Raw genomic sequence first — 22739 nt, 5'->3', positions numbered from 1 at the left:
TGCCTATTACTTATAAATTTATGACGGATTGGATAAAGGCCGCAAGGCTAAGAACTTTACCGCTTTCCTTAAGCGGGATTATTATGGGGTCTTTCATTGCAAAATGGAGACTTTACGGAGAAGGCGGAACCTGGGATTGGAAGATTTTTGCGCTTGCCCTTTTGGTGACGCTTTTATACCAGATTTTATCAAACTATGCCAATGATTACGGTGATGGAGTAAAAGGAACAGATGCCAAAAGAATCAATGAAGCAGAAGCAAGAGCTGTAGCATCAGGGAAAATTACGGCAAAACAGATGAAAAATGCTGTGATTATTTTCGCTGCTTTATCTCTCATTGCTACCATCGCTTTATTGTATGTAGCTTTCATTCCAAACTATATGAATGAATTCTATATCTTCATAGGATTAGGAGTAGCAAGTATCCTTGCAGCCATTGGATATACAGTAGGTAAAAAACCTTATGGTTATCTGGGGTTGGGGGATATCTTTGTGTTTATCTTCTTTGGACTGGTTTCTGTATGCGGAAGCTATTTCTTATTTACGAAAACTTTCAGCTGGGATATATTGTTGCCCGGAACAGCTGTTGGAATGATGAGTATGGCTGTTCTTAACCTGAACAATATGAGAGATATCGAAAGTGATAGATTATCTGGAAAAAACAGCTTTGCATTGAGGATCGGATTCAAAAATGCAATGATCTATGAAATGGTTCTGTTGCAGCTTCCATTATTGCTTATTCTTGTGTTTTTAGGAATGAATGGATTTATGCAGCAGCAAAACTATTACGTTTTCATCGTCATGATTCTGTTATTTCCACTATCAAAGCTAAGAAGAAAGATTCTATCTGTAAAAGAACCGAAAGAACTGGATCAATATTTAAAGCAGGTAGGAATCATGACATTTGTAATGGCAATTCTAACGGCAGCCGGACTTAATTTGTTTAACTAATCCAAAATAGTATATCATGAGTTCTACTATCTATGTTGAAGCTCAAATGCTTATCAGAAAACCGGTTGAAGATGTTTTTGAAGCATTTATCAATCCGGAAGTAACTACCAATTTCTGGTTTACAAAATCTACCGGAAAGCTGGAAGAAGGCAAAACTGTTATCTGGGAATGGGAAATGTACGGAGTAAAATCCGAAGTGAAAATTCGTCAGATAATTCTGAACCAGCTCATCAGAACAGAGTGGGGAGAACCTTCAACAAATGTAGACTATGAATTCAAAACCATGGAAAAAGGAACTCTTGTGATCATTAAAAGCTATGGATTCAGCCAGACTGGTGAAGATCTGCTAAAAGTAATTAATGACAATACGGGAGGTTTTACAACAGTTCTAGACGGTTGTAAAGCTTATCTGGAACATGGAATTAATCTCAACTTAATTGAAGATAAATTCCCGCAGAAATAAAAATCATGAAGACTGCTTTAAAGATAACTTCTTCTCTGTCGATTGTTTTAGCTGTACTGTTTATCTATTATTTGATTGATGAGCTAAGGGGGGGAATGTCCGTTTTTGAAATTGATTTTATTCCCGCCCTGATTACTTTGATTATCATTTCTAATGCTGTCTTAGCTTTTTATGTGTTAATCGGTAAATTGCAAGCAATGAAACCGCTATTGGTTCTCCAGATTTTAATAATAATACCAACATGTCTGTTGGTATATGAGTTTTTTTTAAAACCCCCAATGGGGTGTTCTTAGATTAAAAAAGATGTTTCTTTCACTTAGGTTGATGAATCATTTTTTTTTCAAAAATTTTAAAATTAAATTTAAAATGAAAATACAATTCTTAGGGCAAAATTGTTTCCTGTTCATGTACAAGGACAAAACAATTCTGAGCGACCCTTTTTACAACTACAAGAAAGCAGAATCAGGTTTTGATATTGCTGCTCAAAAAATCGATTACATCCTGCTGACCCATGCGCATGGTGATCATATTGCCGATGTAGCAGAGGTGTTGCAGCATTATCCGGAAGCTACCATCATTGGAGTTCCTGAAGTATGCGGTTACTTCCAGCAGGCAAAAAATAAAGATGATGTGAACTTAGGAGGGTCGGCAAAAATCGACGATCTTAAAATTTCCATGGTTCCGGCTCATCATACAAGTTCTTTCCCGGATGGAAGCTACGGAGGTGTTCCTGTAGGGTATATCTTCAGACTTCCTGAAGGTAAAAACATCTATTTGGCAGGTGATACTGGAGTAATGGCAGATATGGAACTGTTCCCGAGACTATACGGAAACATTGACCTTTCTATCCTTCCCATCGGAAGCCACTACACGATGTGCCCTAGAAAAGCTTCTTTTGCAGCGGCAGAGCTATTAAAAACACCGAAAGTAATCGGATGTCATTTTGATACTTTCCCTGCTATTGAAATTAACCATGAAAGTGCATTAAAGCATTTTGCAGATAAAAATGTAGAATTGGTTTTACCAAAATTAGGTGAGACTTTCGAATTTTAATCAATAACTGAACCGGAGGTAATCTGAAAATTAGAAAAATGAAAATGATGTGTAAGGTATTAAAAACAAAAAAAGATAATTATCAAATTACCTCTCTTCTTACTTTAAACCAAAAAAAAATGGCAAGCTACCTAAATCACACCGCTACGACCGATTACCTTTGCTGCGTTCCCACCCTGGAGGATTCTCAGGAGCTGGTTGTTTAGGACTTGCCGTTGCAAAGGTAGGAATATTTTATAAACTTCAAAACTTTATTAAAGAAAATTAGTTGAAAAAATGCAGTGGTAAAGCTAAACGCCTGACATTTAGAGGGAAAATTTTTCAACTTTTTTTAAAAATTTACATATGACGAAAAGTCCATCAACACTAGGAATTATACTTTTTATCGCTACAATGATCGTTTTCTTTGTAGTATATACTTTTTTCTCAGGAATCAATTATTTTGATATCTCTTTGAAAGCCAATGCTTTTGTTTTACCTCTTTTATATGCCGGAGTTGCTTTCTGGTCGGTAAAATCATTTTGGAACAACCATAGAGTGGTAAAATTCAAAGAAGCTTTTAAAAGAGCTTTCGTTCCGATGTTCATCGGAGGAATTCTTTCCATCTTCAGTATTTATGCTTTTTTAACTTTTGTAGATCCTGCAGCTAAAAGCCTGTTGAATTATCAATATGTTCAGAGACAAAAATCAGAACTGGATACAGAATACACTTCTGCAAGAAAAATTCTGAAGCATCAGAAGGATATTGATGAACTTGATCAGAAATACAAAGAAAGATTGCAAAGCTTCACTCCTGAGGCGGTTAAAGGAAAAGATATGCTTACCGCAAGTCATTTTTCAGGATATTTTGCAGCAATTCTTATATTTTACGTAGTTTTGTCGGTGTTTTTCGGAGCGTTTTTCAGAACAAGAACGATACATCAGCCCGAAGAAACAAATCAAGCCTAATTTTTATTAAAATTAAATGAATTTATCTATAGTTATTCCGTTACTGAACGAAGAAGACTCTCTGGAAGAGCTTTTTTCAAGAATTGACAAAGTATGCACAACCAGCAATTTATCTTATGAGATCTGGTTTGTAGACGATGGAAGTACGGATTTGTCGTGGAGTATTATTGAGAATATGAAAGTTCAGTATCCTCAGATCCACGCTATTAAATTTTCCAGAAATTATGGAAAATCACAGGCGCTTCATGCTGCTTTTGAAAGAACAAACGGTGATGTAGTGATTACAATGGATGCCGATTTACAGGATTTCCCGGAAGAAATTCCGGAACTCTATAATATGGTCATTCATGATAATTATGATATCGTTTCCGGTTGGAAAAAGAAGCGTTTTGATAATGTAATGACGAAAAATATTCCGTCAAAACTATTCAATGCGGCAGCAAGAAAAGTTTCGGGAGTTTATCTTCACGATTTCAATTGTGGTCTGAAAGCTTATAAAAAACAGGTGGTAAAATCTGTTGATGTATACGGAGATATGCACCGTTATATTCCGGTACTGGCTGCCAATGCAGGTTTCAGAAGGATTACTGAAAAAGAAGTTCAGCACCAGGCAAGACCTTACGGAACTTCAAAATTCGGAACCGAAAGATTTATCAGAGGATTTCTGGATTTGATAACGCTTTGGTTTGTAAGCCGTTTCGGAGGAAGACCCATGCATTTCTTTGGAGCTGTTGGTACTTTAATGTTCATTGTTGGTTTTCTTTCAGCACTTTGGTTAGGAATTTCTAAACTGATTGATGTAGCAAGAGGAATCTACGGACATTTAATTACCAATAATCCTTGGTTTTATATTGCCTTAACCATGATGATTATGGGAAGCCTTCTGTTTGTCGCAGGATTCTTGGGAGAAATGATTATCAGAACCAACCGTGAGCATAAGAATTATAATATTGATGAAGTGATATAAAACAGAAAGTTATTCATTCAAAACAGAATGAAAATCAATCTGTTAGTATAAATAACCATTCGATGTATGACCATTCCCATCCTTTGGAGGGGTGGCGAAAATTCAAAGAATTTTTGACGGGGTGGTTAGCTGGATAATAATAACTTCAATCCCAATACAAAAAGCACTCTGCAAAAAACAGAGTGCTTTTTGTATTTTTGAACTTATCAGATTAAAAAGTAAAAGAAAAAGAGAATCAGAAACAGACTTTTTCTCAAAAGCCAGAAAATTGAAAATTATCAGGTATTTTATTGTCAAAAGACAAAGATTTTTAGAAATTTTAATCCTATTTTTGTTCAAAGTAATATTGAAAGTCCTGTGAGAGCCATGAAAAAACTTTTCAGAGATTTTCAGTAAAGATCGTTACGATTGTAATGTAATATTTAAAATTAAATATGAAAAAAGTTTTATACACATTGATGCTGGTGGTAGTGGTTTCCTGCGGGAAAGTTTCCCCAAAAGGAAATATTGAAAAGAAAGATGTGGATGTTTCGGAGTTCGTCAACCTTGATCTGGAAGGAAAATTCCGTGTATTTTATGCCAAAGGTCCAAAGAATTTTGTAGAAATAGAAACCTATCCCAATGTGGCAGGGAATCTTGATGTAGATGTAAAAGACAAAACACTTTTCATTAAAGAAAAAAGAGCTACAAAAGGAGTGGATTTTTATAACGTGACAATTTATTCCAAATATAATCTGGAAAAAGTAGCAGTTTCCGACTCTGTTGAAGTGAATATTTCAAGTGAGATCAAAACAGACAATTTCAGGCTTACTATGAAAAACAATGCAAGCTTCATGGGATCTGTAAACACCAGAAGAGCAGAATTGGAAATGCACAACAGAAGTCGCGCCAACTTTCTGGGATTGTCTAAAGATGCTGTTATAAAGATTTCAGATACAGCAAGTTTAATTGCTCCTTACTGGAAAATTACCAATCTGAATATTGATTCTAAAAACGGAAATTATGCAGAAGTCAATGTAAAAGATTCGTTAGAAGGACATATTCAGAATACTGCAAAATTTATCTATTACAACGACCCGATCAGGGCTTTTAAGATTGATAAGACGACGAAGGTTGAGAATAAGAAATTAGAGTAATTTGGGCTGGAAGTGGGAAGCTGGAAGCTAGGAGTAATGTTGGTTTTTCATACTTCTTGTTTTCAAGATTGAAAATTTTCTTCCAAATTTGAAAAATAAAAAATAGAAAAAATAAAACAAAGCCGGAATTTTGAAGCCGGGTAGGATATAACTTCCCGCCTCCCGCTTCCAACTTCCAGCTTAAAAAAAATATGAGTTTTAAATTTGAAAAGTTAGTAATTTGGCAAAAATCTATGGATTTTGGAGAGTCTATTTTTAAATTGTCTCAAAAGTTTCCAAAAGATGAAATGTTTAATTTAACTTCACAAATAAGACGAGCTTGCGATTCGATTGCACTGAATATTTCTGAGGGATGTATTTTGCAGTCAAAATTAGAATTTAAAAAATTTTTGGGATATTCAATCCGATCTTTGGCAGAAACAGTAACCTGTTTATATAAAGCTAAAAATAGAGAATATATCATAGAAGAAGAATTTAATAAACTATATTCTGAAAGCTATAATCTTATGAACCAGATTATAGCTTTTAGGAATCAGATAAAAGAATAGATTTGGCTGGAAGAGAGAAGCTGGAAGCTGGGAGTAATGTTGGTTTTTCATACTTATTGTTTTCAAGATTGAAAATTTTCTTCCAAATTTGAAAAATAAAAAATAGAAAAAATAAAACAAAGCCGGAATTTTGAAGCCGGGCAGAATATAACTTCCAGCCTCCCGCTTCCCACTTCCAGCTTAAAAAACTTAGACATAAATATGAATACACTAGAAAAAGCGAAACTTTGGTTAAGTGATACCTTCGATAAAGAAACGAGAGATGCTGTACAGGCTTTGATCGACAGCAATTCCCCTGATCTGGAAGATTCTTTCTACAGAGAACTGGAATTCGGTACAGGAGGAATGCGTGGGATAATGGGAGTAGGAACCAACCGCTTGAATAAATATACATTGGGACAGGCTACTCAGGGATTGGCCAACTATATGTTACAGCAGTTCAAAGGAGAAGAAATTAAAGTGGCCATCGCTTATGATGTTCGTAATAACTCAAAAGAATTCGGGAAACTGGTAGCAGACGTTTTGACGGCTAACGGAATTAAAGTACTGCTTTTCAAAGATCACAGACCGACTCCGGAATTGTCTTTCACTGTTCGTGATAAAAAATGTAATGGAGGAATTGTATTGACAGCTTCTCACAACCCGCCGGAATACAACGGTTACAAAGTATACTGGAATGATGGAGCACAGATTGTTCCGCCTAATGATGAAGCCATTATCAATGAAGTATATTCTGTAAAGTTTGAAGAAATTAAATTCAACGGAAATGATGATCTTATCGAGTGGATCGGAGAGGAGCAGGATGACGTATATATTGATGCATGTATTGAAAACTCTACCTATCAGAATGTTGGAAAAGAAAATTTAAATATTGTTTTCACCTCTATCCATGGAACAACCTATACAACTGTTCCTAAAGCCCTTGAAAAAGCAGGATTCAAAAAGGTGGATCTTGTGAGAGAACAAATGATACCAAGCGGAAATTTCCCTACAGTAGATTCTCCAAATCCTGAAGAGCCGGCAGCATTGGAAATGGCAATGGATCTTGCAAGAATTACGAATGCAGATATCGTGATTGGTACAGACCCGGATGGGGACAGATTGGGAATTGCGGTAAGAAACCTTGATGGTGAAATGCAGCTGTTGAACGGAAACCAGACCAATACCATTCTTACTTACTATATCCTGAATGAATGGAGAAAACAGGGAAGAATTACCGGAAAAGAGTTCATCGGTTCTACGATTGTAACTTCGGATATCTTCTTTGATATTGCCCAGAAATTCGGAGTAGAATGTAAAGTAGGTCTTACCGGATTCAAATGGATCGGAAAAATGATCCGTGAAGCAGAAGGAACACAGAAATTTGTATGTGGTGGTGAGGAAAGTTTCGGATTCATGACCGGAGATTTTGTTCGTGATAAAGACTCTTGCGGAAGTATTCTTTTAGCCTGCGAAATTGCTGCATGGTGCAAAGCCAACGGAAAAACAATGTATCAGTACATGATTGAGATCTATGAGGATCTTGGAATGTATTATGAAGGATTGATCAATATCGTAAGAAAAGGAAAAGAAGGTGCTGAAGAAATTCAGAATATGATGAAAGATTTCCGTGAAAATCCTCCAAAGGAACTGGCTGGTTCATTAGTAGAAGAAGTGAAAGACTTTAAAGAACAGACAAACCTTACCATTTCTACGAATGAGAAAAAAGTAATGAATGATATTCCTAAGTCTAACGTTTTGATCTATTACACACAAGACGGAACAAAAGTATGCGTAAGACCTTCAGGAACAGAGCCAAAAATCAAGTTCTATGTTTCAGTGAAGGATTCCATTACTTCAGAAGCAGATTTCAGAGATAAATTAAAATCATTGGAAGCAAAAATCGGAGCCGTTAAAACAGATTTAAAGCTGGATTAATGCTCTGAAAAGAGCAGGTGATCATGAAAACAAGAAGATTCATGGAGAAAGATAATATAAATTTAAAATAAGAAAAAGTGAAAGTTTCAAAATTAGCAGCGAACCTGATCGGTTCTGAAATTGTAAAAATTGGTAACGAAGTAAATGATCTAAAAGCAAAAGGAGCGGAAATTGCCAATCTTACTATTGGTGATCTGAATTCTAATATCTATCCTATTCCGGCATTACTGAAGGAAGAGATTCAGAAAGCATATCAGAATAATCTGACGAACTATCCGCCTGCGAACGGACTTTTATCTTTAAGAAAAGAAGTTTCCAAAGACCTTAAAAAAAGATGGAATCTTGATTACTCTCCAGAGAATATTCTGATTACCGCAGGATCAAGACCTTTGATCTATGCCGTATACAAAACCATTGTAGACGAAGGAGATAAGGTAGTGTATCCTACACCATCATGGAACAACAATCACTATGCTTACCTTACTTCAGCCAATGCTGTAGAAGTGAAAACAAAACCGGAAACCAATTTCCTTCCGACTGCTGATGACTTAAGACCTCATTTGGATGGAGCTGTGTTATTAGCTTTATGTTCTCCATTGAACCCTACAGGAACCATGTTTACAAGAGAGCAGCTTTCAGAAATCTGTGAATTGGTGATCGCCGAAAACAAAAAAAGAGGAGCAGACGAAAAACCGTTATACTTAATGTATGACCAGATTTATTCTTGCCTTACTTTCGGTGCTGAACATGTAGATCCGGTTTCTCTTTTCCCTGAAATGAAAGATTATACAATCTACATCGACGGTATTTCAAAATGCCTTGCAGCAACCGGAGTACGTGTAGGATGGGGATTCGGACCTGCTCATATTCTTGATAAAATGAAAGCGCTTCTTACACACGTTGGAGCATGGGCACCAAAACCAGAGCAGGAAGCAACCGCTAAATTCTATGAAAATTCAGAGAACGTAGATACTTTTGTTGATGATTTTAAAGCTAAACTTGAAAACAGCTTAAAAGTTCTTCACAACGGAGTTCAGGATTTAAAAGGAAAAGGGCTTGCTGTTGACAGCATTGAACCAATGGGAGCGCTTTATCTTACTATTAAATTAGACTATATCGGAAAAACAAAACCAGACGGAGCAGTCATTGAAAACTCTTCAGATCTGGTTTTCTACTTAATTAATGAAGCAGGAGTGGCATTAGTACCGTTCTCAGCCTTCGGAGAAGAAAAAACAGAACCTTGGTTCCGTGCTTCTGTAGGAGGATTGGCTGTAGATGAGATCAAAGTAATGCTTCCAAAACTGGAAAGTGCTTTGAACAAATTAAAGTAATTTTCTAATAAAATATAAGCTTCGACTCTGCCCGGCATGACATCGTTAAAACCTAAAAATGAGTATTAGCAATGTCACGCTGAGCGGAGTCGAAACGTTTTTTACACATTCTATAAAACCATGAAACTTCCGAAGAAATCCTTTCTTGAAACAAAATATGTGTTTTTTTCAACGCTGGTGATTATTACAGTAGTAATCTTAAGTGTTTGGTTTTCAGGAAAAGCAGATCATCGTTCACTATTTCAGAATTCAATCTTGTCAACCTCTGTTTTAGCTGGAGCATTTTTCCTGTTTATTACAGTAGGATTGTATTCTGGCTTGAAACTAAAAGATAATATCGGAAATATTTTAAACAAGGAAAGAATACAAAGATATGCTGATAAAACGCCAAAATTTAATGGTTTCGAATTTGATCCGCCAGATGTAGGTGATGGAATAGGAGGTACTATTCTTTCCATTCTTGCTTGGATTGTAATTTCCATTCTACTCATCTTTCTTTCTTATTTTTTCGGACTTTTCTTTTGGTCGTCCGTATTCTTGCTGGGTGCAATTTTATACTGGATATTTTTCAGAGCCTTCAGATTGGTTTTTAAAAATTCAGGGAAATGTAAAGGAAATATATTAAAAAGTCTTGGATTCGGACTTATTTATTCTTTTCTCTATATCTCCTGGATGTATGGAATTATTTTTATGATCAAATATTTGAATTGAAGCTGCGTTTATTGATCAAAAAATTAAATAAATATTAAAAGTTGAATAATCACTTTTTCTACACCCAGTTAGGAATTACCTTTGGGGTTTTTACACACCTGAATATAATAAGTCGAAAATTACACGATGAAAAAACTGAGATTTCTATTCTTGCCAGTTTCAATACTGGTATGCTCACAAGAGGTTGATACTTTGAAGGTACAGGAATTTGCTAAGGAAGTTGAGCTTCCAAAAGTGCAAACTTACACTTTAAAAGACGGATCTGTCCGAACGTATCCGAAACCTAAACTTCTGGACTTTGTAACCAAATTACCCAGAAACTTTATCAATACCAATAAAGATTTTGTAGCAAAAGACCACGCTTACTATCTGGGAGGAGCTGTTGCATCGACGTTGATTCTCATACCATTTGACCAGAAACTGATTGACAATTCAAGAGAACTGGCAGAAAGATGGGGAATGGATAAGGATAACAATTATCACAAACTGGGAGGTGTTTTTAAAATTCCTAAAGACATTGGATCTACCCTGTACCTGATCGGAAATGGTTCTACACTAGTATTGTTAGGTATTGGTTTCGGAACCTATGGACTGATAAAAGATGATTACAGAGCCCAGGCTACCGCCAGTGGTTTAATGGAAAGCTTAATTCTTTCAGGAGTTTTTACCCAAACCCTTAAAAGAATTACCGGAAGAGAAAGCCCTTTTATTGCTGAAGAATATGGCCATAAAGGAGGGGCGTGGAACCCGTTTCCAAGCTTTTCGGCATTCAGCAAAAATACTTCGAATTACGATGCAATGCCATCAGGGCATTTAACCACCTTCATGGCTGGGATTACAGTAATTGCAGACAATTATCCGGATGCAAAATGGATAAAACCGGTAGGATATACCTTAGCCGGAGCGTTATGCTTTCAAATGATGCAGAGTAAGGTTCACTGGGCTTCAGACTACCCTCTGGCTTTATTAATGGGATATTTTATAGGAAAAACCATCTCAAAAAGCAGATACACATCATCAGAAGGAACAATCGGAAAGACAAAGTATAATCTCAACTTTATAGCATCCCGCCAATGGGAATACAATATGGTAGGTGTAAAACTCTCTTTTTAAACTGCTGAAATCTCTGTTTTTTTGAGTAAATAAGATACTTTTCACTACATTTGATCTCAGGATAAAAGGATTTTCGGATTTTTATAATTACCGGAATGAAACCTGCTGATTTTAAAAGAATTACTTAATATTGTATTGAATGAAAATAATCGCTGTTATCCCTGCCCGTTACGAAGCAAGCCGTTTTCCGGGGAAATTAATGCAGATTTTAGGAGAAAAAACAGTTATTACCACTACCTATCAGAATGTAGTGGAAACCGGACTGTTTGATGAAGTGTTTGTCGCCACAGACTCAGAAATTATTTTTGATGAAATTGTAAAAAACAACGGAAAAGCCGTGATGACAGGGCAGCACGAGACGGGAAGCGACCGTATTGCTGAAGCAGTACAGACTATAGACTGTGACATCGTGATCAATGTTCAGGGAGATGAACCTTTCCTTAAGCTCGAACCTTTACAGCAGCTGATTGAAGTTTTCAAAAATGATAATCAACAGGAAATATCTTTAGCTTCTTTAAAAATTCAACTGCATGAAAAAGAAGAAATTGAAAACCCGAATAATGTAAAAGTGATTACTGATAATAATGATTTCGCTTTATATTTTAGCCGTTCCGTAATTCCTTTCCACAGAGAAGTTTCCTATGATGTAAGCTATTTTAAACATATTGGAGTATATGCGTTCAGGAAAGAAGCTTTATTACAGTTTTCAAAGCTGGCTATGAAACCTTTGGAAATATCCGAAAAGATTGAATGCATCCGCTATCTTGAATATGGAATGAAAATCAAAATGATAGAAACCAATTTCGTAGGAGTTGGTATTGATACTCCGGAAGATCTTGAAAAAGCCCGGAAACTGATCTGAAATTAGCAAATTGACCTTTATCATTTTGCCTTTTTGCAATTTTACATAAATCCCCCTATATTTGAATTTATAAATAAAATTAATGAAGAAGTTACTATTAGTATTTGGACTGATATTTTCGCATGTGATATTCGGACAGACCGCAAAGGAAATTATTGACAAGAACATTGAATTATCCGGAGGGCTAACCAATTGGAAATTGTTAAACTCAGTATTGCTTCAGGGAAAAGTAATATTAGGAATTAAAGATGAATATCCGATCAGAATTTTTCAGCAACGTCCAAATCTTACTAAGACATTGATTACTACAGGTGGAAAAGAAACCGCAATTGAAGGTTTTGATGGTACAAAAGGGTATGCCATGAATTATGCAGCCAACAAGCTTCAGGAATATCCTGAATATGTACCGGAAAGCTTTGATAATGATTTCATTGATTGGGAAAACAAAGGGTTTGATGCCAGATATCTCGGAAAAGAAAAAGTAGGAGAGATCTACTGCCATAAGGTAGAACTTACCAAAAATGTAAATAAGAATATGTATTATTTTGATACAAAAACTTATATGTTGATCAAAGAAGTGAAAAAAGATGAAACGCTGATCTATTCTGATTTTAAAAAAGTTGGAAACATAATCATGCCTTTCAGAATTGAATCTTCAAGTGCTAAAAAAGACGGAGATTATGTGATGTTATTAAACAGAGTAGACATCAATAAAGTATTCCCCGCTAATATTTTTAAGTTTTAACTCAACTGCAGTTCTCTGCGCAAAATTATAAGAAATGAAAAAGATTTTTTTACTGCTGTTTTCTTTCATGGCATTCCTGCAAAGCTGCAACAACCAAAAAAGTGAAATTTCTAAAGCTAAAACCACAGAACTTATGGGAAAAACAATATATGACTTCAAAGTAGAAGGTCTTGATGGCAAAGAAATCAATTTCGCAGATTTCAAAGGAAAGAAAATCCTGATTGTCAATACGGCTTCAGAGTGTGGATTTACCCCACAGTATGCAGATCTTGAAAAGGTGTACGAACAATATAAAGATAAATTGGTTGTGATAGGATTTCCCGCTAATAATTTTGGTGGACAGGAACCTGGAACCAACACCGAAATTGGGGCTTTCTGCCAGAAAAATTATGGAGTAACATTCCCAATGGCCGCTAAAGTTTCTGTAAAAGGAGATGATACTGCACCCATCTTTAAATACCTTAGTGAAAAGGAATTGAACGGAGTAAAAAATACAAGCATTCTTTGGAACTTCACCAAATTCCTGGTGGACGAAAACGGAAAACTGATTGATTCTTTTGTAAGTACTACAAAGCCTACTGACGAGGCTATTACAAAGTATCTGAAATAAGATAAAGTTATAAAAACAACACTTCGACTCCGCCCAGTGTGACAGCTTAGAAAATACAGAAAGTATTAGAAATGTCACGCTGAGCGGAGTCGAAGCTTTTTTATCATTCAAGTTCTCAAATTCTAGTCATTACTTTTCTCTGCAAAACAGAAAATGTTCCCCAGCTTGATACTCGAATAACCATTACTTTTTATTTTCGAAGAATTGATCATGGCCTTTGCCAGAATATCTGTCGGCAGAGGTTTTTGACTTTCTAATAACCCAAGTTTATTAGCAAATTTGATAATGCGGCTTCCCAAAACTTCTCCGGTTCTTTCAGAGTCTTTTCGTTCAAGCATTCCCGGTTTAAAAATGGTGATCTTATTAAAATGTAACTGTTTTACAGCTTCTTCCAGCTCACCCTTCATTTTGGAATAGAAAATCTTAGACTGTGGATTCGCACCGTAAGCAGAGACCAGAATATAATCTTCCACTTCATTATCTTTCGCAGCTTTCGCAAATTCATATTGGTAGCCAAAATCCACTTTCTTCTGGGCTTCTTTGCTTCCGGCATCCTTTAAAGTGGTTCCCAGACACGAAAACGCCACATCTCCCTTCACCATCTCTTTCCATTCCTCCGGTTTTTCAAAATTCACCACATGAACTTTTAGCTTATCATTTTGAATATCAACTGGCTTTCTGACAAAGATATCCACTTCATCAAACTCTTTATCATTCAATAACTGATTGACAAGATCTTTTCCTGTGGCACCTGTAGCACCTATTACCAGAGCTTTCATAATAATTGTGGTTTTGTGAGATTATTTCTTTCTTAAATTTAGTAAATTTGAATCAAAGATTAAAGAATTATCTCAGATATGATTTAATCATTACCCATTACCCATTACCCATTACCCATTACTGATCACTCATTATTTATATTTGATATGGATGCCAACGAAATTTTAGATTACTGTCTTGCCAAAAAAGGAGTTACGGAAAGTTTTCCGTTTGATAATGAAACTCTTGTGATGAAAGTAGACACCAAAATGTTTTTGCTGATGGGACTTGAGAGACAACCGTTGGCTATTAATGTAAAAACAGATCCTGAATGGAGCGCAGAGCTTAGAGAGCAATATCCTCAGATTACAGGTGCCTATCACATGAATAAAACCCACTGGAATTCTGTAACTGTAGATGGATTGAAAAGAGATCTGATCTTTAAGCTTATTGATCAATCCTATGATCTGGTTTTTAAATCCCTGACTAAAAAAGCTCAGAATGAAGTAAATTCTTTATAGTAAATAAAATAAATTGAGGTACGGAATTTGTTATCTATTACCGGTGAAATAATATACTTAACATTAATAAAATAAATAACAAATGAGAAAACATCTTACATTATTAATGGCTGCAGGAACATTGTCTGCTATAGTATTCAGCTGTAATAACAGTGATAAGAAAGCTCTTTCTGAGAATACTGAGGCGAAATCTGAAAAGTCAAATCCGTCTGATGATCAGGAGAATTTAAAATTAGAATTTACAGGGACCGATAATTTTAATATCAAAAATCCAAAGTTAAAGGTAAGTTTATATGCCCATGATCCCCTTTTAGCTGATGCTCCAGCTACATTAATTACAGAAAAGGAGTATGAGCAAACATCCGTTCCTTTTACTATTGATCTTCCCGTACCTAAAGATGCTGCCAGCCGTATTAATCCCAAAGCAGCCGGAGATATGAAATATTACGTCTCAATAGAATGGGACTCTGACGGCAATGGTAAAGCAGGTGAAAAAAGAGATATCTACATAGACCACGATAAAGAATTCCCCAATGTGAAATTAAACGGTGAACCACAAAAAGTCTATTTAAAAATATTAAAATAATCAAAAAAGGCTATTCATTTCTGAATAGCCTGTATTTTAAAAATTGAATTTTTCTGTTATTTTTTTATCCTCATCCAGTCTTTCAATTAACTTGTCAAGACTTTCAAATTTGATTTCATCATGAAGAAAATCCCTGAAACTTATCGTAATCTTTTCATCATAAATATCATCATCAAAATCAAGGATATAAACCTCCACAGTTAGTTTTTCTCCATTTACCGTAGGATTGGTTCCAATGCTCAGCATACCTTTATATTGATTGTCCTTTACAAATACTTCAACAATATAAGCTCCTTTTTTAGGCAATAGCTTAATCGATTCAGTATCAATATTGGCTGTCGGATATCCAATGGTTCTCCCAATCTTTTTCCCATGAACTACAGTTCCGGAAACAGAGTAGGAGTATCCCAACATTTCGTTGGCCTCTTTAATATTTCCTGCTAAAAGTGCATTACGTACTTTCGTGGAACTGATATTATTTTCATGAATATTGATCGCTTCCATTTGCTCTACTTCAAAATAGAGTTCTTTTGATAATTTCTGAAGAAGCTCAAAATTTCCGCTTTTATTTTTTCCGAAAGAATGGTCGTATCCAATAATAAGGTACTTTACATTCAGTTTATCAACTAAAATCTGACGTACAAATTCTTCTCCGGTCAGATTTCTGAATTCTTCATCAAATTCTTTTAGGAACAGATTATCAATGCCATATCTCTCAACCAGCTGTTTCTTTTCCTCTAATGTATTCAGAAGTTTTAAATCTTCATTAGGATTAAAAACAAATCTTGGATGCGGCCAGAAAGTAAGGATTGCAGTTTCCAGATTGTTTTCTGTCCCTATTTTAGCAAGTTCATCGATAATACTCTTGTGCCCGAGATGTACCCCGTCAAACATTCCTAAAGACAATGCTAAAGGCTTCTGTGAGGAATAATCTGTAAAATTCTTGAAAACTTTCAAAACGGAAAAATTTTGATTGCAAATATAAAACCTTTATTTTTAATGTAATGGTGGGAAAGGGAAAATTTGAAAATGAAAAATTCTGAAAATAATTTACATTATATTGTATGATAATAGTGACAAATTAATGAATTGCAGATTTGCTGTTAAATATAATGATAAATATTGAATTTTACCCATTAAACAATAAACTCATTCGTCTCTTGAAAAGCATGATAAAAATCTTTTTTTTACCAATTGCGGGTTTATGAAGAATCACTATATTTGCACCAAGAAAAAATTTAGCAATGGCAAACCAAATTAAAGGTAAAATTTCTCAAATTATTGGTCCGGTAATCGACGTTGTCTTCACAGATGTGGAAGCTGTTCCAGCAATCTATGACGCGTTAGAAATTACAAAAGAAAACGGTGAAAAAGTAGTTTTAGAGGTAGAACAACATATTGGCGAAGATACAGTAAGATGTATCGCAATGGACGCTACTGACGGTCTTAAAAGAGGGCAGGACGTAATTGGATACGGAAATCCTATTATGATGCCTATCGGAGAGGCGGTAAACGGAAGACTATTCAACGTTGTTGGTGATGCTATCGATGGACTTCAAGATATTTCTAAGGATGGTGGTCTTCCAATTCACAGACCAGCTCCAAAATTTGATCAATTATCAACTTCAGCAGAAGTTTTATTTACAGGTATTAAAGTAATCGACCTGGTTGAGCCTTACGCAAAAGGGGGTAAAATTGGATTGTTCGGTGGTGCCGGTGTAGGTAAAACAGTATTGATTCAGGAGTTGATTAACAATATTGCAAAAGGGCACGGAGGTCTTTCTGTATTCGCCGGAGTAGGTGAAAGAACGAGGGAAGGAAATGACCTTTTGAGAGAGATGTTGGAATCAGGTATTATCAAGTATGGTGATGATTTCATGCACTCTATGGAAAACGGAGGTTGGGATCTTTCTAAAGTAGACTTAGAAGCTATGAAAGATTCAAAAGCAGCATTCGTTTTCGGACAGATGAACGAGCCGCCAGGTGCAAGAGCCAGAGTAGCACTTTCTGGTCTTACATTAGCTGAGTACTACAGAGATGGTGGAGAAAGCGGACAAGGTAGAGACGTACTTTTCTTCGTAGACAACATCTTCCGTTTTACACAGGCTGGTTCTGAGGTATCTGCACTTCTTGGTCGTATGCCATCAGCGGTAGGTTACCAACCAACCCTTGCTTCTGAAATGGGTGCGATGCAGGAAAGAATTACTTCAACTAAAAATGGTTCAATTACTTCAGTACAGGCGGTATACGTACCTGCGGATGACTTAACTGACCCGGCTCCTGCAACTACGTTTGCTCACTTGGATGCAACTACGGTACTTGACAGAAAGATTGCTTCATTAGGTATCTATCCAGCGGTAGATCCACTTTCTTCTACTTCCAGAATCCTAAATCCTGAAATTCTAGGTAATGATCACTACAACTGTGCTCAAAGAGTAAAAGAAATCCTTCAAAGATATAAAGCACTTCAGGATATCATTGCGATCCTTGGTATGGAAGAACTTTCTGAAGAAGATAAAGCTGTTGTATACCGTGCAAGAAAAGTTCAGAGATTCCTATCTCAGCCTTTCCACGTAGCGGAGCAGTTTACAGGTATTCCAGGATCATTGGTAGACATCAAAGATACTATCAAAGGATTTAACATGATTATGGATGGTGAATTAGATCACTTACCAGAAGCGGCTTTCAACCTGAAAGGAACCATCGAAGAAGCTATCGAAGCAGGACAAAAAATGTTAGCTGAAAACGCTTAAGAAAATTTTAAATGTTAAATTTTAGATTTTAGATTGAAAAAAAATCATTTAAAATTTAAAATCTATAATCTATAATTCATAAAAAATGAATATAAAAATTTTAACACCAGAGTACGTAGTTTTTGAAGGAGAAGTAGACTCAGTATTATTGCCTGGAAAAAATGGTGAATTTCACATCATGAAAAACCACGCAGGAATTGTTTCTTCTTTAATCGGAGGTGATGTAAAGCTTTTTGCTAATTCTATTGATGAGGCTTATGCTAAAAACTTCACTAAAGAAACCGGAAAAGACTCTGTTTTTGCTTATGCTATCAAAAGCGGTGTTGTAGAATTTAATCATAATAAAGGAATTATCCTTTGTGAATAATTAAATGAAAAGCTAAATATATTTTCAAGAAAGTGTAACTTTGTGTTACACTTTTTTTATTTGTAAAAGTCTGATTGTATGAAGAGAGGCATAATCATATTATTTACAGTTCTGGGCGTTTTCCTCCATGCTCAGAATATCAAAACCAAAAGAGGAATTATTAATCTTGACGGGGTTCCGGTAGCTAAAATATCCAGTAAATCCAGCGAATATACGTTTATGGATCTGAAGGAGACCCCGATGTATACTATAAAATTCATTGACAAAAGCATCGTTGATTCTGTTCGCGACAGCTATATCAGTGTCAACAGAGTATATAACAGGGATAAAACCATCGAAATTGATTATTCATCACCTTCTGCATTTTCCGGAGAAGAAAAATCTGCAGTCTTTACATCAGTTAAGGACCTTAAAATAATTGATAACAAAGGGATCAATGTCAAAAATCTTGATGAACTTTTCTCCAATGTACCCAAGAGAAAACTGGATACAAAAACAAAAGATGCTTATGCCATCCGAAAGAAAATAGACAAGATGAATATTGAGGTCAATAAAGTGGGAGAGATCCTTAGTAATGGCGTTCCGGTGGGGTATTTTACCAATCTGCCGGTAAGTTTTGGTTCGGAAGATACCATTATGGACAAGACACCTATTGATATTGAAATTTATGATGCTAAAAGTAAACTTATCGGAAGGTACATCACCACAACAAAACAGCTGAAAACAGCGGGAGGAAAGTCTTTTACGATCTACAGAGAAATGTCCGGAAGAGCTTCAATCCTGAAATTCCCGACCTACAAAGCACTGGCTGAGCGCATGGCGATTATGGATCCCAATTTTATTAAAATACAGGAAAAAGTAAACGTAGGTACTGTTTCAAAAGAGAGCCCTAATTAATGTAATACAGATTTTATCAATAGGAACGGGCTTTAGTCCGTTTTTTATTATGGATCAAATTCATCCGGCTTTAGCCAAAACTTTAAAACCACCCCGTCAAAAATTCTTTGAATTTTTGACACCCCTCCGGAGGAGCAGAATATTTTGCCGGTCTATATATTGTAGTTAGAAATTTGGTTTTGATTCCTTAGTATAAAAAATAGAAGATTTTATTCTCTTAAATAAAAATTTGAATTTGTGTAATCCGTGAAATCTGTGAGAGATTATATTTTAATCAAAACAAGTCTTATTCATTCAGAAAAAGAAAAATTTACAAAAAATTCACCAATTTTAAAAATCCCTGAGAAAAAAATGAAAATTTTTATAAGCTTAAAATAACTCCATTTTCCTTCAATTGCTGCATCGGTTTTGAGAACCAAAACAGCTCAAAATCATCGAAATTTTCCTCAAATTGATTTTTAAGTTGCTGAATCGTAGGCTTTTTAGAATTTTCAATAGCATTTTCTTCCAATATATTCATCAGCCATTCTGCCTTTTCCTGTTCCAGTTCAACCTTTACAATATTGGTTTTTAGGTGGAATGTAAGCAACGTATACGTACCAGAATATTTCTTTTTATTTTTTACGCGATTCTCAGCGATTACGTTTTTGGTTAAAAAGATGACTTTGGCATTGGTCTTCAATTGAAACTGCCCATCTTCCAAAAGACAATCGTGAATATAATCCGGATGAATGGTTGTTCTTGGAATTTTAAAATCAAACCATTCCTGAAGCGGCAGTTCGAAGTTGACTCCATGCATATAATTGAACAAAGATTTTTTTAACCCGAAGCTGAACTTGTTATGATCAATTCCTGTTTTATCCTTAAAGTCAATATCATTATTGGCAAACAGAATTTCCTGCTTTACCGGAATTACTCCAAAATCTTCAGGACTTATTCCTACTGGTGAATGTGCAGTCATCGCAAACTGATGCCAGAAACCACTTTGAAGAATTCCCATCTCAAACATTTGCCTTACCATTTCTAAGGAATCGACAGTTTCCTGAACCGTTTGTGTAGGGTAGCCATACATCAGATAAGCATGAACCATAATTCCTGCTTCTGTAAAATTTCTGGTTACATTGGCAACCTGTTCTACAGAAACTCCTTTATCAATTAATTTCAGCAGTCTGTCACTCGCTACTTCAAGTCCTCCGGAAACAGCCACGCATCCCGAAAGCTTCAGGAGATAACATAAATCGCGGGTAAAACTTTTTTCAAAACGGATATTGGTCCACCACGTTACCACAAGATTTCTTCTGAGAATTTCTAGAGCAACCTCTCTCATAAGAGCAGGCGGCGCAGCTTCATCTACAAAATGAAATCCGGTTTCACCGGTTGTCCGGATTAATTCTTCAATCCGGTCTACCAGAATTTTAGCAGAAATAGGTTCGTAGATTTTAATATAATCTAAAGAAATATCACAGAATGTACATTTTCCCCAGTAGCATCCGTGCGCCATCGTCAGTTTGTTCCATCGGCCGTCGCTCCATAAACTGTGCATCGGATTGGCGATTTCAATAACGGAAATATATTGATCCAGTTTTAAATCTGTATAATCGGGAGTTCCTGTTTCAGACTGTTTGAAGTCATGTCTTTTAGAATTGTTCTTATAGACGACTTCTTTATTTTCGAGAAGAAAAGTTCTTTTAAACTCACCTTCCTCAGTGGCAATTTCTAAATTTTGGTGAAGAAGTTCCAACGGAAGCTCACCATCATCTAAAGTAATAAAGTCAAAAAATTCGAATACTCTCTGATCTTTGACTTCTCTTAATTCGGTATTGGGAAATCCTCCTCCCATAGCGATTTTAATGTGAGGATAATGCTTTTTGATCCATTGGGCACATTTGAAACCGGAATACAGGTTGCCGGGAAACGGTATTGAAAAGCAAACCATTTTTGGCTGAACAGTTTCTATTTTTTCACGAAGAATTTTTAATGTAAATTCATCAATAAATGTAGGCTCACCAGATAGTTTTGAATAGAGTTCGTCAAAAGAATTGGCACTTTTTCCGAGACGTTCCGCATATCTGCTGAAACCAAAATCAGCATCGATATTTTCTACAATATAATCGGAAATATCTTCTAAATAAAGCGTTGCCAGATGTTTGGCTTTATCCTGAAGACCCATGTTTCCAAAAGCAAATTCCATATCATCCAGCTGGTTGAAACGGGAAGCTTCGGGAAGGAAGTTCATGCTGCAGATCTGTCTGGCCAGTGTAGGTGTTTTTCCCTGTAAAAAAGGAATTACCTGATCTATTGTTTTTAAATACTCTTCTCTTAAGGCATAAATTCTCTGTGAGTTTTCAGAGGTGTTCTGAAGATCAATTTCTGTATTGAAAACCTTGCGGATTCCATCCTTTGAAAATAATTCCAAAATAACATCGATCCCCAAATCTGCCTGATAACTGGAAATATCTTTGGTATTTAAAAATCCTTTAATATAAGCTGTTGCAGGATAAGGAGTGTTAAGTTGGGTAAAAGGCGGAGTAATAAGAAGCAGGTCTTTCAACAGAAATTTTTTGCAAAGTTATTCTAAAGTTTTTTTAGAAAAAAATTTTTTCTCCTGATTATAAACATTGAGAAAAAGTCTTAGAAATATTGCGTCTTATTAAAATCTGATTCTGTCACAATTCTTTCATTTCCACTCTATAAAAATAAAAAAGTAGTTTAGAATAAATTCACAGGTCTGTTAAACAAAGCATCGGTTGTATTATTCTCAATAAAACTTAGGAAAGCATTTTCATCAAAATATCCATCTTCATCAAGAATTACCGGATTTAATAATTCGATTTCACTGGGCTTTTCCAGGCTGATATTTTCAATAAATTTGCCGGTCTTGCCTGTGATCTCGTTGTGAAAACTGATTAAGTATCTTGAATAAATATTTCCTTCAGCAACAGTGTAATGTCCGTTTTCTGCAATAAGGGAAGTCATAATACTTCCTCCGATGTAGGTTTCATTATCATTCCCTGAAGCACCAAACAATACTTTTGAGGTAACATTTCCAGAGCAATACAGTGACCCATTGATGATGATATTTTCTGCCTGTATATTACCGGTAACTATAAGAACAATATAATCTTCAACAAACAGTTTCTTGGATACATAAAGATCGCCTTCTATAAGAATAATTTTATAGCCTTCACCTTCTTCGGTAATCAGTTCAAGGGAATTATCATTTTCATTTTGTATAAGCACAATCTCAGGAGCATCATCTTCATGATTAATATGCAGAGAGGCTTCTTTTATCTTTTCCGCTGTTTCATCATCCAGCATTTCGAGAAATTCAGCAAGACTTTCCTCATCTAAATAGCTTTCATTGAAAAAATTGTTTTCCAGAGCTTCATGAGCAATGCTGTATAGATTTTCTGATTTTTCTTTGAGCTGTTTGTATAGTTGATCTTTGGTAAGTTTTTGCAATTCTTTCATGGGCTTTTAAAAGTATATACATGGGTCTTTT

The 22739-nt window shown here is 35.5% G+C and carries 24 protein-coding genes and 1 other RNA gene; 20 read left to right on the top strand and 5 right to left on the bottom strand.

Going from position 1 to position 22739, the window contains the following annotated elements:
- Nucleotides 1-20 precede the first annotated feature (20 nt).
- From menA to ACODR7_RS07365, 4 genes are all read left to right on the top strand, one after another.
- Nucleotides 21-950: a 1,4-dihydroxy-2-naphthoate octaprenyltransferase gene (gene menA / locus ACODR7_RS07380; RefSeq protein ID WP_076594825.1), complete on the top strand. Its 930-nt coding sequence runs from the start codon at nt 21-23 to the stop codon at nt 948-950.
- A 16-nt stretch (nt 951-966) separates the two neighbouring features.
- Entirely contained in the window at nt 967-1413 is a 447-nt protein-coding gene (locus tag ACODR7_RS07375) for an SRPBCC family protein (RefSeq protein ID WP_488838436.1), read from the top strand.
- Between the two features lie 5 nt (nt 1414-1418).
- Nucleotides 1419-1706 carry a hypothetical protein gene (locus ACODR7_RS07370; protein ID WP_488838435.1) on the top strand — a complete coding sequence of 96 codons (288 nt, stop codon included), beginning with the start codon at nt 1419-1421 and terminating at the stop codon, nt 1704-1706.
- A 73-nt stretch (nt 1707-1779) separates the two neighbouring features.
- Nucleotides 1780-2466, top strand: coding sequence for a metal-dependent hydrolase (locus tag ACODR7_RS07365; RefSeq protein ID WP_488838434.1), 687 nt, complete (start codon nt 1780-1782; stop codon nt 2464-2466).
- A gap of 117 nt (nt 2467-2583) precedes the next feature.
- Here the strand turns inward: ACODR7_RS07365 and ffs are convergent.
- Nucleotides 2584-2681: signal recognition particle sRNA small type (gene ffs, locus ACODR7_RS07360), an RNA gene on the bottom strand.
- A gap of 130 nt (nt 2682-2811) precedes the next feature.
- On the opposite strand from ffs, the gene ACODR7_RS07355 reads away from it, so the two are divergent.
- The 11 genes from ACODR7_RS07355 (at nt 2812) to ACODR7_RS07305 (ending at nt 13354) form a co-directional block, all read left to right on the top strand.
- On the top strand, nt 2812-3414 hold the full coding sequence (locus ACODR7_RS07355) for a DUF4199 domain-containing protein (RefSeq protein ID WP_034697710.1): 603 nt from the start codon (nt 2812-2814) through the stop codon (nt 3412-3414).
- Between the two features lie 16 nt (nt 3415-3430).
- Nucleotides 3431-4381: a glycosyltransferase family 2 protein gene (locus ACODR7_RS07350; RefSeq protein ID WP_076594614.1), complete on the top strand. Its 951-nt coding sequence runs from the start codon at nt 3431-3433 to the stop codon at nt 4379-4381.
- A gap of 434 nt (nt 4382-4815) precedes the next feature.
- A complete protein-coding gene (locus ACODR7_RS07345; RefSeq protein ID WP_488838433.1) occupies nt 4816-5517 on the top strand; it encodes a GIN domain-containing protein in 702 nt (233 codons plus the stop codon).
- 191 nt (nt 5518-5708) lie between these two features.
- Entirely contained in the window at nt 5709-6065 is a 357-nt protein-coding gene (locus ACODR7_RS07340; RefSeq protein WP_110366250.1) for a four helix bundle protein, read from the top strand.
- Between the two features lie 201 nt (nt 6066-6266).
- Nucleotides 6267-7982, top strand: coding sequence for a phospho-sugar mutase (locus ACODR7_RS07335; protein ID WP_488838432.1), 1716 nt, complete (start codon nt 6267-6269; stop codon nt 7980-7982).
- 77 nt (nt 7983-8059) lie between these two features.
- Nucleotides 8060-9313, top strand: coding sequence for a pyridoxal phosphate-dependent aminotransferase (locus ACODR7_RS07330; protein ID WP_488838430.1), 1254 nt, complete (start codon nt 8060-8062; stop codon nt 9311-9313).
- A 120-nt stretch (nt 9314-9433) separates the two neighbouring features.
- The gene (locus ACODR7_RS07325) at nt 9434-10024 is read left to right on the top strand and encodes a hypothetical protein (RefSeq protein ID WP_488838429.1); all 591 of its coding nucleotides are present in this window, start codon (nt 9434-9436) and stop codon (nt 10022-10024) included.
- Between the two features lie 126 nt (nt 10025-10150).
- Entirely contained in the window at nt 10151-11137 is a 987-nt protein-coding gene (locus ACODR7_RS07320; RefSeq protein WP_488838427.1) for a phosphatase PAP2 family protein, read from the top strand.
- A gap of 139 nt (nt 11138-11276) precedes the next feature.
- A complete protein-coding gene (gene kdsB, locus ACODR7_RS07315) occupies nt 11277-11999 on the top strand; it encodes a 3-deoxy-manno-octulosonate cytidylyltransferase (RefSeq protein WP_488838425.1) in 723 nt (240 codons plus the stop codon).
- Between the two features lie 82 nt (nt 12000-12081).
- Nucleotides 12082-12744 (top strand): histidine kinase, encoded by a 663-nt coding sequence (locus tag ACODR7_RS07310; protein ID WP_076594623.1) that lies wholly within the window; start codon nt 12082-12084, stop codon nt 12742-12744.
- 34 nt (nt 12745-12778) lie between these two features.
- On the top strand, nt 12779-13354 hold the full coding sequence (locus ACODR7_RS07305; protein WP_488838423.1) for a glutathione peroxidase: 576 nt from the start codon (nt 12779-12781) through the stop codon (nt 13352-13354).
- Nucleotides 13355-13476: 122 nt separating this feature from the next.
- Here ACODR7_RS07305 and ACODR7_RS07300 read toward each other — a convergent pair whose 3' ends face one another.
- Complete coding sequence (locus ACODR7_RS07300) at nt 13477-14133, bottom strand: NAD(P)H-binding protein (RefSeq protein ID WP_488838422.1); 657 nt, start codon at nt 14131-14133, stop codon at nt 13477-13479.
- A gap of 147 nt (nt 14134-14280) precedes the next feature.
- On the opposite strand from ACODR7_RS07300, the gene ACODR7_RS07295 reads away from it, so the two are divergent.
- Together ACODR7_RS07295 and ACODR7_RS07290 are read left to right on the top strand one after the other, a co-directional pair.
- Complete coding sequence (locus tag ACODR7_RS07295) at nt 14281-14634, top strand: MmcQ/YjbR family DNA-binding protein (RefSeq protein ID WP_047433219.1); 354 nt, start codon at nt 14281-14283, stop codon at nt 14632-14634.
- Nucleotides 14635-14716: 82 nt separating this feature from the next.
- Nucleotides 14717-15220 (top strand): hypothetical protein, encoded by a 504-nt coding sequence (locus ACODR7_RS07290; RefSeq protein ID WP_488838421.1) that lies wholly within the window; start codon nt 14717-14719, stop codon nt 15218-15220.
- Nucleotides 15221-15256: 36 nt separating this feature from the next.
- On the opposite strand, the gene ACODR7_RS07285 is transcribed toward ACODR7_RS07290, so the two are convergent.
- Complete coding sequence (locus ACODR7_RS07285; protein ID WP_488838420.1) at nt 15257-16177, bottom strand: bifunctional riboflavin kinase/FAD synthetase; 921 nt, start codon at nt 16175-16177, stop codon at nt 15257-15259.
- A gap of 287 nt (nt 16178-16464) precedes the next feature.
- Here ACODR7_RS07285 and atpD point away from each other — a divergent pair, with 287 nt between their 5' ends.
- The 3 genes from atpD (at nt 16465) to ACODR7_RS07270 (ending at nt 19237) form a co-directional block, all read left to right on the top strand.
- Complete coding sequence (gene atpD / locus ACODR7_RS07280) at nt 16465-17973, top strand: F0F1 ATP synthase subunit beta (protein WP_034697748.1); 1509 nt, start codon at nt 16465-16467, stop codon at nt 17971-17973.
- An 85-nt stretch (nt 17974-18058) separates the two neighbouring features.
- Nucleotides 18059-18340, top strand: a complete 282-nt coding sequence (locus ACODR7_RS07275) for a FoF1 ATP synthase subunit delta/epsilon (protein ID WP_034697749.1) — start codon at nt 18059-18061, stop codon at nt 18338-18340.
- 78 nt (nt 18341-18418) lie between these two features.
- On the top strand, nt 18419-19237 hold the full coding sequence (locus ACODR7_RS07270) for a hypothetical protein (protein ID WP_488838419.1): 819 nt from the start codon (nt 18419-18421) through the stop codon (nt 19235-19237).
- A 361-nt stretch (nt 19238-19598) separates the two neighbouring features.
- Here the strand turns inward: ACODR7_RS07270 and ACODR7_RS07265 are convergent, their stop codons facing one another.
- Nucleotides 19599-21788 carry a B12-binding domain-containing radical SAM protein gene (locus ACODR7_RS07265; RefSeq protein ID WP_488838418.1) on the bottom strand — a complete coding sequence of 730 codons (2190 nt, stop codon included), beginning with the start codon at nt 21786-21788 and terminating at the stop codon, nt 19599-19601.
- Between the two features lie 158 nt (nt 21789-21946).
- Nucleotides 21947-22708 (bottom strand): hypothetical protein, encoded by a 762-nt coding sequence (locus tag ACODR7_RS07260; RefSeq protein WP_488838417.1) that lies wholly within the window; start codon nt 22706-22708, stop codon nt 21947-21949.
- Nucleotides 22709-22739: the final 31 nt, after the last annotated feature.

It is taken from the genome of Chryseobacterium sp. FG46 (assembly GCF_057809135.1).
The sequence above is the reverse complement of the archived record's forward strand: the minus strand, read 5'-3'. Positions and strand labels throughout refer to the sequence as shown.

Bases quoted from the DNA above. Each gene is read 5' to 3' on its own strand.
- menA (WP_076594825.1), top strand. From the start codon at position 21: ATGACGGATTGGATAAAGGCCGCAAGGCTAAGAACTTTACCGCTTTCC.
- ACODR7_RS07375 (WP_488838436.1), top strand. From the start codon at position 967: ATGAGTTCTACTATCTATGTTGAAGCTCAAATGCTTATCAGAAAACCG.
- ACODR7_RS07370 (WP_488838435.1), top strand. From the start codon at position 1,419: ATGAAGACTGCTTTAAAGATAACTTCTTCTCTGTCGATTGTTTTAGCT.
- ACODR7_RS07365 (WP_488838434.1), top strand. From the start codon at position 1,780: ATGAAAATACAATTCTTAGGGCAAAATTGTTTCCTGTTCATGTACAAG.
- ACODR7_RS07355 (WP_034697710.1), top strand. From the start codon at position 2,812: ATGACGAAAAGTCCATCAACACTAGGAATTATACTTTTTATCGCTACA.
- ACODR7_RS07350 (WP_076594614.1), top strand. From the start codon at position 3,431: ATGAATTTATCTATAGTTATTCCGTTACTGAACGAAGAAGACTCTCTG.
- ACODR7_RS07345 (WP_488838433.1), top strand. From the start codon at position 4,816: ATGAAAAAAGTTTTATACACATTGATGCTGGTGGTAGTGGTTTCCTGC.
- ACODR7_RS07340 (WP_110366250.1), top strand. From the start codon at position 5,709: ATGAGTTTTAAATTTGAAAAGTTAGTAATTTGGCAAAAATCTATGGAT.
- ACODR7_RS07335 (WP_488838432.1), top strand. From the start codon at position 6,267: ATGAATACACTAGAAAAAGCGAAACTTTGGTTAAGTGATACCTTCGAT.
- ACODR7_RS07325 (WP_488838429.1), top strand. From the start codon at position 9,434: ATGAAACTTCCGAAGAAATCCTTTCTTGAAACAAAATATGTGTTTTTT.
- ACODR7_RS07320 (WP_488838427.1), top strand. From the start codon at position 10,151: ATGAAAAAACTGAGATTTCTATTCTTGCCAGTTTCAATACTGGTATGC.
- kdsB (WP_488838425.1), top strand. From the start codon at position 11,277: ATGAAAATAATCGCTGTTATCCCTGCCCGTTACGAAGCAAGCCGTTTT.
- ACODR7_RS07310 (WP_076594623.1), top strand. From the start codon at position 12,082: ATGAAGAAGTTACTATTAGTATTTGGACTGATATTTTCGCATGTGATA.
- ACODR7_RS07305 (WP_488838423.1), top strand. From the start codon at position 12,779: ATGAAAAAGATTTTTTTACTGCTGTTTTCTTTCATGGCATTCCTGCAA.
- ACODR7_RS07300 (WP_488838422.1), bottom strand. From the start codon at position 14,133: ATGAAAGCTCTGGTAATAGGTGCTACAGGTGCCACAGGAAAAGATCTT.
- ACODR7_RS07295 (WP_047433219.1), top strand. From the start codon at position 14,281: ATGGATGCCAACGAAATTTTAGATTACTGTCTTGCCAAAAAAGGAGTT.
- ACODR7_RS07290 (WP_488838421.1), top strand. From the start codon at position 14,717: ATGAGAAAACATCTTACATTATTAATGGCTGCAGGAACATTGTCTGCT.
- atpD (WP_034697748.1), top strand. From the start codon at position 16,465: ATGGCAAACCAAATTAAAGGTAAAATTTCTCAAATTATTGGTCCGGTA.
- ACODR7_RS07275 (WP_034697749.1), top strand. From the start codon at position 18,059: ATGAATATAAAAATTTTAACACCAGAGTACGTAGTTTTTGAAGGAGAA.
- ACODR7_RS07270 (WP_488838419.1), top strand. From the start codon at position 18,419: ATGAAGAGAGGCATAATCATATTATTTACAGTTCTGGGCGTTTTCCTC.
- ACODR7_RS07260 (WP_488838417.1), bottom strand. From the start codon at position 22,708: ATGAAAGAATTGCAAAAACTTACCAAAGATCAACTATACAAACAGCTC.